The 13,077-nt window shown below is 45.0% G+C and carries 8 protein-coding genes; 6 read left to right on the forward strand and 2 right to left on the reverse strand.

Annotated elements, in window-relative coordinates; all coding sequences use genetic code 11:
* Positions 1-77 precede the first annotated feature (77 nt).
* The 5 genes from DWX43_RS12770 to DWX43_RS12790 all read left to right on the forward strand — a co-directional run bounded on the left by DWX43_RS12770 (position 78) and on the right by DWX43_RS12790 (position 7,998).
* The gene (locus tag DWX43_RS12770) at positions 78-857 is read left to right on the forward strand and encodes a transposase (RefSeq protein WP_243099309.1); all 780 of its coding nucleotides are present in this window, start codon (positions 78-80) and stop codon (positions 855-857) included.
* Between the two features lie 97 nt (positions 858-954).
* On the forward strand, positions 955-2,325 hold the full coding sequence (locus DWX43_RS12775; protein ID WP_182440689.1) for an aminopeptidase: 1,371 nt from the start codon (positions 955-957) through the stop codon (positions 2,323-2,325).
* Between the two features lie 237 nt (positions 2,326-2,562).
* Positions 2,563-4,005, forward strand: coding sequence for an aminopeptidase (locus tag DWX43_RS12780; protein ID WP_109733639.1), 1,443 nt, complete (start codon positions 2,563-2,565; stop codon positions 4,003-4,005).
* Between the two features lie 450 nt (positions 4,006-4,455).
* Positions 4,456-7,086 (forward strand): pyruvate, phosphate dikinase, encoded by a 2,631-nt coding sequence (gene ppdK / locus DWX43_RS12785; protein WP_118620550.1) that lies wholly within the window; start codon positions 4,456-4,458, stop codon positions 7,084-7,086.
* 204 nt (positions 7,087-7,290) lie between these two features.
* Positions 7,291-7,998 carry a GntR family transcriptional regulator gene (locus DWX43_RS12790; RefSeq protein ID WP_109733651.1) on the forward strand — a complete coding sequence of 236 codons (708 nt, stop codon included), beginning with the start codon at positions 7,291-7,293 and terminating at the stop codon, positions 7,996-7,998.
* A gap of 61 nt (positions 7,999-8,059) precedes the next feature.
* Here the strand turns inward: DWX43_RS12790 and DWX43_RS12795 are convergent, their stop codons facing one another.
* Together DWX43_RS12795 and DWX43_RS12800 are read right to left on the reverse strand one after the other, a co-directional pair.
* A complete protein-coding gene (locus tag DWX43_RS12795) occupies positions 8,060-9,175 on the reverse strand; it encodes a uroporphyrinogen decarboxylase family protein (RefSeq protein ID WP_118620551.1) in 1,116 nt (371 codons plus the stop codon).
* Positions 9,176-9,221: 46 nt separating this feature from the next.
* Positions 9,222-11,294: an alpha-L-fucosidase gene (locus DWX43_RS12800; protein ID WP_243099310.1), complete on the reverse strand. Its 2,073-nt coding sequence runs from the start codon at positions 11,292-11,294 to the stop codon at positions 9,222-9,224.
* A gap of 390 nt (positions 11,295-11,684) precedes the next feature.
* Between DWX43_RS12800 and DWX43_RS12805 the strand changes: the two genes are divergently transcribed.
* Positions 11,685-13,058 carry a sugar ABC transporter substrate-binding protein gene (locus tag DWX43_RS12805; protein WP_109733653.1) on the forward strand — a complete coding sequence of 458 codons (1,374 nt, stop codon included), beginning with the start codon at positions 11,685-11,687 and terminating at the stop codon, positions 13,056-13,058.
* Positions 13,059-13,077 lie beyond the last annotated feature (19 nt).

The following is a 13,077-nucleotide window of genomic DNA, read 5'->3' on the forward strand; positions in this document are numbered from 1 at the left end:
GGAAGGCTACGTCCCAAATTAACCTAAGTGGTGTACCAAAATGAAATTTACCCTGTACCTAAATGAACTATGAAAGGATGGGTGAATGTGTGCCGACAAAGAGACGTAGAAAAAGCAGCACAGATATTTATCATGTGACTGCTAAAGGAATAAATAAAGAACAAATCTTTAATCAAATCAGGGAACGCTATTATTTCAAGAAAATTCTGTTAAAACATCTGGGAAAATATGATGTAAAGATATATGCATATTGCATCATGTCGAACCATATCCATATAATTATCCGTTCAGAACTGAACATTTTATCGCTTTTTATGGCAAAGGTATTGGCTGAATATGCTGCCTATTATAATTATAAACATGGGAGAAACGGCCATGTATTTCAAAACAGGTTTGGAAGTGAATGTATTGAAACAACGCAGTATTTATGGAATTGCGTTAGATATATCCACATGAACCCAGTGAAAGCGAAAATGGCAAAAGACGTATGTACTTACAAATTCAGCAGTATGAAAGAATTTCAACAGAAAAAGGCTGTAGTTATACACGAAAACGTAATCACAATGTGGGAAAAGCGATTTGATAATTTTGATAACTTCCTAGATTTTCATAAAATGCAGGATACTTGTACATATCAGGATGTAGCTGCCGATGTAGATATGCAGATGAAGAGTGCGGCATTTGTCATACTTAGTGCTATGGCAGAAGTCGAAAAAGTAAAGGAAGATGTTGAGATTCTAGAAGATAAAATCTTGAGAGAAAAGTATTTGCAAAGTCTGAAAAGTTCTTTAAATATTTCACAAAAAAAAGCGGATAAATTGTATAATTATATAAAAAAGAGTATAATGACTAAGTGATTACCAAAAAGGGACAGGGTAAATTTCATTTTGGTACACCATTAAATGCAATTTGGGACGTAGCAAACCTTAAAAATATTACGTCCCCAAGGAGGGTATGATGGATAAGAATTTATGGGAAGTTTACAACAACAATCAATTGGCAGAGCTTGATTCTCTGTCGTCTGCGTACAAATTGTTTCTGGATGCAGGCAAAACGGAAAGGGAGTGTGTGTCGGAGGTTATCAGGCAGGCAGAGGCTGCGGGATACAGGGATCTGGCAGCGGCTGAAGTGTTAAGGACAGGTGATAAGGTTTATGCCGCTTGGATGGGAAAATCAATTGCTCTTTTCAACATTGGGGAGGAGCCTTTGGAGGATGGCATGAACATTCTCGGTGCGCATGTGGATTCTCCGAGGATGGATCTGAAGCAGAACCCGCTTTATGAAGAGAGTGGATTTGCTTATTTTGATACTCATTATTATGGTGGAATCAAGAAATATCAGTGGGTTACGATTCCACTGGCCATTCATGGAGTTGTTGTGCGAAAGGACGGTACGAAGGTTGAGGTTGCGATTGGTGAGAAGGAAGAGGACCCGGTTTTTGTTGTGACCGACCTTCTGATTCATCTTTCTGGAAAGCAGATGGAGAAGAACGCCGCTACGGTGGTTGAAGGTGAGAATCTGGATATCCTGATCGGCAGCAGGCCTCTTGCGGGAGAGGAGAAGGATGCGGCAGCGGCGCAGATCCTGAAGCTCCTGAAAGATACATATGCCATAGAAAAGGAAGATCTCATGTCAGCGGAGCTGGAGATTGTTCCGGCCGGAAAGGCAAGGGACTGCGGTCTTGACAGAAGTATGATCATGGCTTACGGGCAGGACGACAGGGTATGTGCATACACTTCTCTGGCGGCAATGTTAAAAACAGAACATGTGAAGCGTACTTCCTGCTGTATACTTGTGGATAAAGAGGAAATAGGAAGTGTAGGTGCAACCGGTATGCATTCCAGATTTTTTGAGAATGCAGTAGCCGATCTTATGGATAAAATGGGAAGTTTCTCAGAACTGAAGCTGCGCCATGCGCTTGCTAATTCTGCTATGATTTCTTCAGATGTAGGGGCAGCTTATGATCCGATGTACGCTGATGCCTATGACAAGAAATCATCATCTTTCTTTGGAAAAGGGATTGTAGTCAAGAAGCATACAGGTTCCAGGGGAAAGAGTGGTTCTAATGATGCAAATGCGGAGTATATTGCGAAGCTGAGAAAAGTATTTGACGACAATCAGGTAGCTTTCCAGATGACGGAAATGGGAAAAATAGATGTCGGTGGCGGCGGTACAATTGCTTATATTCTGGCGCAGTTTGGAATGGAAGTAATCGACGGCGGTGTTGCTGTATTGTGTATGCACGCACCTTGGGAAATTGCAAGCAAAGCCGATGTATACGAAGCATACAGAGCATACTGCGCATTTCTGACTGATATGCGTTAAGTAAAAAGGTATAAAATCAGAAACATGTATGAAACTCAATACACTAAAAAACAAAGAAACGGCTGACCAGCCGTTTTTTTGTTCCCAGAAGTAAGGTATAGTTTTCCCAAAATCCTCCATAATAATCAAAGAGAATCCGGATGTCTGATTAATGTGCTGATATGTTTTTATCCTGCTGGTGTTATGTGCCTCAAGCATGATAAATGTGAAAAAGTGTCTGGAGAAAGGGAGAACTATATGGAAAGAAAAAATGCATGGAACTACTATAGTGAGGAAGAACGCAGACGGGTGGAAGATATCTGCCACGCATACTGCCATTTTCTGGACTGCAGCAAAACAGAACGGGAATGTGCCGCTGCGGCTATTAAACTTGCAAGGGCCCAGGGATACAGGGACCTTAAGACGATACAGGAAGCGAAGGAGACGTTGAAACCGGGCGACAGAGTATATGCCTGCCACATGGACAAGGCTGTTGTACTTTTTCAGATAGGTGCGGAACCTTTAGAGAAGGGGATGAATATTCTGGGGGCGCATATTGATTCGCCGAGGATTGATGTAAAGCAAGTTCCGCTGTACGAAAGTCATGGAAATGCCTATCTGGACACACATTACTACGGGGGTGTTAAAAAATATCAGTGGATGGCACTCCCGCTGGCTATTCATGGTGTTGTGGTCAGAAAAGACGGGACAAAGGCGGAAATCAAAATCGGGGAAAGAGAAAAGGATCCGGTTTTCGTCATAACAGATCTCCTGCCCCATCTGGGAAAGGAGCAAAATGAAAAGAAGGTCAAAGAGTTCATTGATGCAGAGAAGATGGACCTTCTGATTGGGAACCTGCCGGCTGGGAAGGGCATAGAAAAGAAGGCGCTTGGGAAAAAGCATCTGGAGATTGTTGACGGAGAGGAAACCGCTGAAGAGAATGAACTGGTGAAGAGGACAATATTAAGGTTTCTGCGGGAAGAGTACCACATCAGGGAAGAGGATTTTATATCAGCAGAATTAGAAATCGTGCCTGCCGGAAAAGCCAGGGACTGCGGTTTTGACAGGAGCATGATACTGGCGTACGGGCAGGATGACAGGAGCTGTGCCTTTACCTCGCTGCTTGCACTGCTTGAGCAGAAAATGGCGAAACGTACGTCCTGCTGTCTGCTGGTTGATAAAGAAGAGATTGGAAGCACTGGGGCAACCGGAATGCGTTCCCATTTTTTCGAGAACACCCTTGCGGAAATAATGGAACTGGGCGGTGATTATTCAGAACTGAAGCTGCGCCGCTGCCTTTCCAATTCCAAAATGCTTTCCTCAGATGTCAGCGCGGCCTATGACCCGATGTTTGAGGAATATTTCGAAAAGAAGAACAGCGCATATCTTGCAAACGGGCTTGTATTCAATAAGTATTCCGGAAGTGGGGGAAAATCAGGGGGAAACGATGCAAATCCTGAATTTATAGCGGACTTAAGGCGGATCATGGAGAAATACCAGGTTGTCATGCAGACAGCGGAGCTGGGGGCGGTAGACAGAGGGGGCGGAGGAACCATCGCCTATCTGATGGCAGATTACGGGATGGATGTGATTGACTGCGGTATTCCGGTTCTGAGCATGCATGCTCCGTGGGAAGTATCCAGTAAGGCCGATATCTACGAATCACTAAAAGGATATCTGGCATTTCTGAAAGAGGCTTAGAGTGTGTTTGATAATTCATTGTACACGTCTGACCGCCCCGCTTCACGACCTATTTGAGCCAAATTTTATCAACGTAGAACCACTACCCTTCAAAAATTTGGCTCAAATATCTCGCAAAGTGGGACAATCAGCCGTATATATGATTTATCAAACACACTCTAGCAAAATGAGCCCGCCTGCTGTGATGTCCTTTTTTCTGTACACAAGGCAAATTCCTTCATATAAGGGAGTTTGCCTAGTTTTTTGATATTATGTGAAATAAAATTGTGAATAATTCCAAATAAAAAATCGGGCTTGTCGGAAAAGGGTATTTTAAACAAAAAATCTTGCTAAAGATTGGTCAAAATTCCGTACAAAGTGCTTGACGAGCCTAAATAAAACCATTAAAATATTATATGCGACTTAGTGCAATATTATTTGTAAAAAATATTTTTAGGAGGTCATTAAGACATGGCAAAATGGGTTTATATGTTTACAGAAGGTAACGCGACCATGAGAAACCTGCTTGGTGGTAAGGGTTCCAATCTTGCTGAGATGACGAATTTAGGTCTTCCGGTACCACAGGGATTCACAATCACAACTGAAGCTTGTACTCAGTACTATGAAGATGGTGAAAAGATCAATGACGAGATCATGGATCAGATCATGGAATCCATCACAAAGATGGAAGAAGTTACCGGAAAGAAATTCGGTGATAAAGAGAATCCGCTTCTTGTTTCTGTTCGTTCCGGAGCAAGAGCTTCCATGCCGGGAATGATGGACACAATCCTGAATCTTGGTTTAAATGAAGAAGTAGTTGAAGTACTGGCTGCTAAATCCGGCAATCCACGCTGGGCTTGGGACTGCTACAGAAGATTCATCCAGATGTATTCAGACGTAGTTATGGAAGTTGGTAAGAAATACTTCGAAGAACTCATCGACAAGATGAAAGAAGAAAAAGGTGTTACACAGGACGTTGACCTGACAGCAGAGGACCTTCAGGTTCTGGCAGGACAGTTCAAAGATGAATACAAGAAGATGTTAGGCGAAGAGTTCCCGACTGATCCGAAGGAACAGTTAATGGGCGCTATTAAGGCTGTATTCCGTTCATGGGACAACCCGAGAGCTAACGTTTACCGTCGTGACAATGATATCCCGTATTCATGGGGAACAGCTGTTAACGTACAGATGATGGCATTTGGTAACATGGGTGATACTTCAGGAACAGGTGTTGCATTTACACGTGACCCTGCAACAGGAGAGAAGAAGCTCATGGGAGAATTCCTGATGAACGCTCAGGGCGAGGACGTTGTTGCCGGAGTTCGTACACCTCAGAAGATTTCCCAGTTACATGAAGTTATGCCGGAAGTTTATGATCAGTTCGTAGCAATTTGTGATAAACTGGAAGACCACTACAGAGACATGCAGGATATGGAGTTTACAATCGAGGATAGAAAACTGTACATGCTGCAGACACGTAATGGTAAGAGAACAGCTCAGGCTGCCCTGAAGATTGCTTGTGATTTGGTTGATGAAGGAATGATCACAGAAGAAAAAGCTGTTGCAATGATCGATCCTAGAAACTTAGATACACTGCTTCACCCACAGTTTGACGCTGCTGCACTGAAGGCTGCAACACCTGTTGCAAAGGCTTTAGGAGCTTCACCAGGAGCTGCATGCGGTAAGATTGTCTTCACAGCTGACGATGCTAAGGCATGGGCTGCAAGAGGAGAGAAAGTCGTACTTGTACGTCTTGAGACATCTCCGGAAGATATCGAAGGTATGAAGGCTGCCCAGGGTATCCTGACAGTACGTGGAGGTATGACATCTCACGCTGCCGTTGTTGCACGTGGTATGGGTACATGCTGTGTATCCGGATGCGGTGACATCGCTATGGACGAGGCTAACAAGAAGTTTACACTTGCAGGAAAAGAATACCATGAAGGAGATGCAATCTCTCTGGATGGTTCCACAGGTAATATCTATGACGGATTAATCCCGACAGTTGATGCTACAATCGCCGGTGAATTCGGAAGAATCATGGGATGGGCTGACAAGTACAGAACCATGAAAGTCCGCACAAATGCAGATACACCTGCAGATGCTAAGAAAGCTCGTGAACTGGGAGCAGAAGGTATCGGACTCTGCCGTACAGAGCATATGTTCTTCGAGGGCGACAGAATCGATGCATTCCGTGAGATGATCTGCTCAGATACAGTAGAAGAAAGAGAAGCAGCACTTGAGAAGATTCTTCCAGTACAGCAGGGAGACTTTGAAGGTTTATTTGAAGCTCTGGAAGGAAACCCGGTTACAATCCGTTTCTTAGATCCGCCGCTTCATGAATTCGTTCCTACAGAGGAAGAAGACATTAAGAAACTGGCTGATGCCCAGGGCAAGACTGTAGAAGAGATTAAGACAATCATTGATTCTCTTCATGAGTTCAACCCGATGATGGGACACCGTGGATGCCGTCTTGCAGTTACTTACCCAGAGATTGCAAAGATGCAGACAAAGGCTGTTATCCGTGCAGCTATCAACGTACAGAAGGCACATCCTGACTGGAATGTTTGCCCGGAAATCATGATCCCATTGGTTGGTGATATCAAAGAGTTAAAGTATGTAAAGAAATTTGTTGTTGAGACAGCAGACGCTGAAATCGCAGCAGCAGGAAGCGACCTGAAGTACGAAGTTGGTACTATGATCGAGATCCCGAGAGCTGCCCTTACAGCTGATGAGATTGCTAAAGAAGCTGATTTCTTCTGCTTCGGAACAAATGACCTGACACAGATGGCATACGGATTCTCACGTGATGATGCAGGTAAGTTCTTAGATGCTTACTATGATGCAAAGATCTTCGAGAACGACCCATTTGCTAAGCTTGACCAGACAGGTGTCGGCAAGTTAATGGAAATGTCAATCAAATTAGGAAAACCGGTTAACCCGAACCTGCACATCGGAATCTGCGGCGAGCACGGTGGAGATCCAAGTTCTGTAGAATTCTGCAACACACTTGGTCTGGATTATGTATCCTGCTCACCATTCCGTGTACCGATTGCAAGACTGGCTGCTGCTCAGGCTGCAATTACGAAAAAGAATGCATAATCGGCGGATTTATCTGACTGATATGTGATGGAAACCTCTTATACCGTTGGGAAACCGATGGTGTGAGAGGTTTTTAATTGTACCTTCGCGGCATAATAAACAGTACTCGAAATGCGTGGACGATTAATTTCCATATAAGACTTGACTAAGCACGCGGCTGACCTTATAATCAAATAAAAAGCGGTCAGACCGGTTAGGAGTATTATGGAGTACGGTAGAGATACAGGAAGAAAAAGATTATTATATTCTAAGCTATCAGATAGAATATACCAATACATAAAAGAAGAGCACTTAAGTCCGGGGGACAGACTGCCGGGGGAACGTAAGCTGGCGGCGGACTGGAAGGTCAGCCGCCCGTCCCTGCGTGAAGCGATCCGGGAGCTGGAGAATCAGGGGATTGTCCGTGTGGAAGTGGGAAAAGGGACATTTGTCACTGATTATGTAGAGGGAAGGCAGTTGAGCATTAATCTTGCTTTAAAGAATTTTTTGGAACTATTTGAGATTAAGACTGTGTTGGAGAGATACAGTCTTGAGAAAGCGATTCCCAATATATCCGAAGAAAAGCTGAAAGAATTGGAAGATATGGCTGTACAGATGGATGCGGTAGCGGCGAAAGGGATCATGCCTAAGGAAATGGACCACCAGTTCCACCGCAGCATAAGTGAGAGTTACGGGAATCAGGAACTGGCTAATCTGGTCTGCAATATGATCGAGATGTATGAAACCTTTGATAATGACCTGTATGGGTATTTCGAAGACAAAGATTTTGATTATTTACCAATTTTGCTTCAGACATTTCCATATCATCTGGAGATGGTGCGGATGATGAAGGAGAGGAATGTAGAAGAGGCATTGAAAAGGTTTGATAAGATAGTCGCTTTAGATCTGGAAATATACGGACAGATTAAGTAAAGAGCAGGCCGGGCACGGGAGAACGAGTGTTTCCCGTGCCCGGCCTGTTGGAAATGTAACCCTAATCCAGAATGTTTTTGATTTTCTCGCAGTAATATTGTACGTTTTCCCACTTTGCATCATCGGGAATCCGGTGGTCCGGGCAGGGGATGTAGCCGGACAGCCGGGCCAGCGGTTTCAGCCTGTTTATTTCTTCGTCTATGGCTGCATAATCCTGGGCGAGCACAGATTTGCGCATGCCGCCGATTCCTTTTAAGGGGCGCCCGTATTTCTCACGCCAGGGGGCTATGCTGGCATCCCAGGTACCGACTTCGATTGGAAACATTGTATTGACCCCGTTTTTCAGCCAGATCGGGAGAAGGGAGTCTACCAGCCCGTCACAGTCTACGCTGATGGTCCTGACATCATATTCCACGAGCAGGTCCGTTATCTTTTTGTAATGGCGTGCGGTATATTGTTCGAATACATCCGGGGCTAATAAGGGGCCATTTTTATAACAGACGTCTTCCCAGAAATGTGCGTAATCGAACCGGATGCCCGTATCCAGAGTCCTTTTTACGGATTTCAGGCAGAGGTCTCCGACGGTGTTAAACATTTCTTCGAGAAGTTCTTCATCGTCTACCATCATGTAACTGAATTCTACAATCCCTAGATAGTCCCTGATACGCCCGCAAAGGCTGCCGCAGTGGAGGCCGATGGGATTCCCCTTCTTTTGTTCCGATATGACACGGTTTAATTCTGACTGGGAAAAACGCTCCTCCGTGTAAGTTAGTTTCGGTAAATAGTATTTTTCCCAGGATTCTCTGTCTTCCAGCAGGTGCCCGACTTCGGCGGGAATAGACTTGGCCCCGGCACGCTGGAGGATGTATACTCCGTCACAGTTGATATATTTATCGAAGCCATTATCCAGATGCTCTACGAATTTTTCCTCGAAGAAGGGGAAAAGTTCGGTGGTAGTTATACGGCTGGCATGCCACCCGAAATCAAATCCTAGTTTTTGTGATAGAATTTCTTCTCCTTCAAAAGAGTATTCTTCTAAATCCAGAATATCTTTGCCAAGGTGCCCTTCCTGAACCCATCTTTCGATGACCTCCGGGGTAAAGCCAAAATGTACGGCGGGCATCCGGTCCGGTTTTTCGTAATTCATAATCGCCTGAAGGCGTTCTCGGTTATTCATGATCCATATTTCCTTTCATCATAAGATTCTCACATTTATTCTTAGGCTATTTCTTACAAACAATTATCTGCTGTAGTGAAAAAGCAGGCAGAGATATGACTGTTTTATTATTTTCCATATGCTGTTCCAATGTGGCACATTCAGGGTATACAAGCTCAGCCTGTGAAATTGTGCGGTCAAGTTCCAGAGTTCCTCCGCTGACCGGGAAGGCGTCTCCGTGGAAACGTCTTGGAACCATAGAGATCTGGTGGATGATATAACTGTCTTCTGTTTCAAAATAAGCTGTGCGGATTACATCAGGTGTTTCTGTTATATTGCGCACCGCTGGTGTGATTTTTTCATGCTTTAAAAGATCACTGAATAACTCATGCGGATACTGGAAGCTGTCCAGTGAGGCCATTGTAAAGAAGTCGAAGGCCATGTAATAAGCACTGCCTTTTCCGGCTGTTTTCCGGATCAGGGCGGGAAAGACGGAATCGGCCCCCGGCGGAGGACTCCACCAGTTGACCCAATGCCGGGAATCACACGCGACACACGGCAGTATGAAAATAATGAGCGTTTCGGCGTTCTTTTCGGTTATTGTTTCAATGAAGTGTTCACTGACCGGGGGCGTTGTACAGGACAAAAGTCCCGAAAAGTCTTCCGTGCCGGTATTCTTCAGATATGCAGCCCAGCGGTTGGCAGCATATTCAGTGTGTATGGTACACTCGCCGGTCCCTGTGATTCTGGCAATCGTGGAGGCAGGAAGCTTTCTGGAATCTGCCGTCCACAGCCCGCTTTGCCCGGAACTGATCAGGGTACCGCCGTTTTCTGTGTAATCAGCCAGTAGTTCGGCAGTTTCTTTTTCTATGACAAATACTTCCGGCAGCAGGAGCAGGTCAAACTGTTCGAGAAGCGCTTTGTCCAGTGTGCGTTCAGGAAGAACCACGTAAGGGATTTTGGCCCTTTCACAAAGCTGCATGGCACCCAGGACAGCATTCTGGTGCGGATTGTGGTGCTTCATCCGCAGGATGGCGTCTGCATCCAGCGAAGGGATATTGACGGCCATAGAAAGGTCGCTCTGCACGATGCCGGCACACTTTACAGGGGTGCGCCCATTGAAATAGGGCTCCATCTTCTTTAGTTCGGTATAGACGGCGCCAAGCCTTCTTGCCTCTTCAAAATCGAGTGTGCCGTCGATGTGCTGGGAACCGCTGTACATGCCTACTCGGCAGCCCTGTGCGGCGATCGAGGAGAGGTCACATATGTATTCATTGACAGAGCTGTAATTATAGACCTGCGAGGCCTCGCCGGGAGCGAGGATTGGATACTGCCCTACAGCAGTGTCACGTGCATAGGCGGAGGAAAACCAGTTGTCTTTCAGCAGTGGTTCTGAAAACTGGTAGTCCAGCATATCCCGGAGTTCCTGCGGATAATGGCAGGAAAAATTAATCGTAATGGCAAGTGACGGATCAATGGCCTTTACACGCTGCTTCAGCTCGGCAAGGAAACTCATCGCATTCTGATTCAGAAATTCTACAATGTCTGTTTTATGTTCCAGAATTTCATCCTGTGTTTCCGGCAGCGGATAATGATAGAGGGAAGCAAATTTGGTGCGGCAGTGATTGCAGTAGCACAGGGACGCCCCGAAAATATCCAGAAATAAAGAATCAGGGGCATAGTTTCTTACAATCTCTTCGAGCTGTTTCAGACAGTATTCCCGGTATCTGGTCTGGCAGCAGCAGAGTGTCCATTTCGCAAATTCATCGTCCCGGATCAGCGCGGAGCCGTCCGCCTTCTTAACCTGCCATTCCGGAAATCTCCTGGCGGCTCCTTCATCATATTCAATACAGTAGTAGGCAACAAATTCAATGCCTTTTTCTCTTAAAAGTGTACTGATTTCTTTAATCCAGTCACCTTTAACTCCGAGATGCTTTTGTGCCCCGGGCACTTCACTCGGGTAATAAGTGACGCCCCAGTGGTCTTTGCAGTACACCATGAGAGAGTCGATACCGGCAGTTTCGAAAAATGCCTCATATTCTTTGATATCGAGATGGTTCAGCGTGACGTCAGGTGGCTGGGGGGAGTGATGGTCTATTAAGTAGCATCGCCTGGTGGCCGTGTATTTTTTACTCATCATGATTTAAGCAATATACGTCTGTATACTGCCTGACTCCTTTCTGTATAGGTGAAATTTTACGATTCAACATATAAGTGAATAGACTTGAGATCAGATAAGGGAAAAGTTTATTAAGCTAAGAATATAAAAAACGTACAGTATTGTCAAGTGAAAACAAAAAGTTAATTGGTGAAAAATAACCAAAAAAGGAGGGGATAAATTAGATAAAAAGTATAAAAATAACAAAGATATTGACAAGAGGAGTTTCAAATGATAGTATAATCGCATAAGTGGTCAGACCGGAAATACCTCACGAGAGTGGCGGTCAGTAACCAGCTAAGGGAAAAGCGCAACTAAATAATTCAAATGACCTGGTATTGTGATTTGAAAAAAAGAAAAGGAGAGGAAGTTATGAAAAAAAGGATTTTAGCGGCAACATTGGCAGCTGTTATGGTAGGCGGACTGCTGGCAGGATGCGGGTCATCCGATAAGAAGTCCGGTTCCTCCAAAGACTCGGCAAAAGACGGCGGGAAAGCGACGCTTCGTTTTATTGATGTAAGCCCGAGCCCGGAGAGGCAGAAGTATTATGAGAATGCATTTGCCAAGTTTGAAGAGGAAACCGGCGTGGCAGTTAAGTACGAAAGTGTCCCGTGGGACGATGCAGCCGACAAGCTGACGGTACTCGGTACTTCCGGACAATTACCGGATGTTATCACCACCCACCCGCTCTGGCTGGGACAGTTTACAGAGGCCGACTGGGTGATTCCGATTGACGATTATGTGGAGGAAAACGGGGACCAGTTTGTTGATGCAGTTCAGAAAATCAACTGGGCACAGGAAAAAGAAAGATATGGACATGTTTACTCTGTTCCTGACGGATTCATGGTAAAGGGTATCTTCTACAGGAAAGACTGGGTGGAAGAGATAGGATATGATATTCCGACCGGTGATGACTGGACATACGATGCATATTTTGATCTGATCAAGGCATTGACAGACAAAGACCAGAAACGTTACGGAAACTCCTTCCGCGGGGCAAGAGGTGCATTTGACCCGCTGCTCGCTTACCTGCAGTCCTTTACAGGCGGCTATGTATTCGATGAAGAAGGCAATTTCATCCTGAATACACCGGAATGTGTAGAAGCAGTCGAGAAATGGTGTGAGATTTATAAAGACGGATATGTACCGGAAGATTCTGTTAACTGGGGATTTGTTGAGATGGTGGATAACTTCACAGGAGGCCTTACAGGAACCCTTTCCAATGACTCTGAAGTAGCAAAGGCATGTGAAGAGAAGATGGATGCTTCCAAATGGGGAGTCCTCCCAATGCCGGTATCTACTGTTGACGGTAAGATGATGAATACCGCGGGCAGCCCTTACTCATATACAATCGCAAAGAGCTCTGAATATCCGGAAGAGTCCCTGCAGCTGATTGATTTCCTTGTGAGAGCTGACAATAACATTGAATACTGCAAGATGGGCGGACTGATTCCGATCAAGAAGGATGTCGGAGACGATGCAACATACGGAGAAGACGGACCTTACGCAGTATTTCTGGATGAATTAAATGATCCGAATTTTACCGTTCCGCCGATGTATGGTCCTTTTAATTATACAGACCTTCATCAGGATATGTTCCACACAGAACTTCAGAAATATCTGCTTGGACAGCAGTCAGCTGAAGACGTCCTGACTCATATCGGAGATGAACTTACAACAAGAATGAAACAGTACCTTGCTGATAATGAAGGATCTACAATAGAAACACCGAAAACGATGCAGTAAAAATACAGCAGGTAAGGTT

This window comes from Clostridium sp. AF19-22AC (genome assembly GCF_003479085.1).
Classification (GTDB): domain Bacteria; phylum Bacillota; class Clostridia; order Lachnospirales; family Lachnospiraceae; genus Faecalicatena_A; species Faecalicatena_A orotica.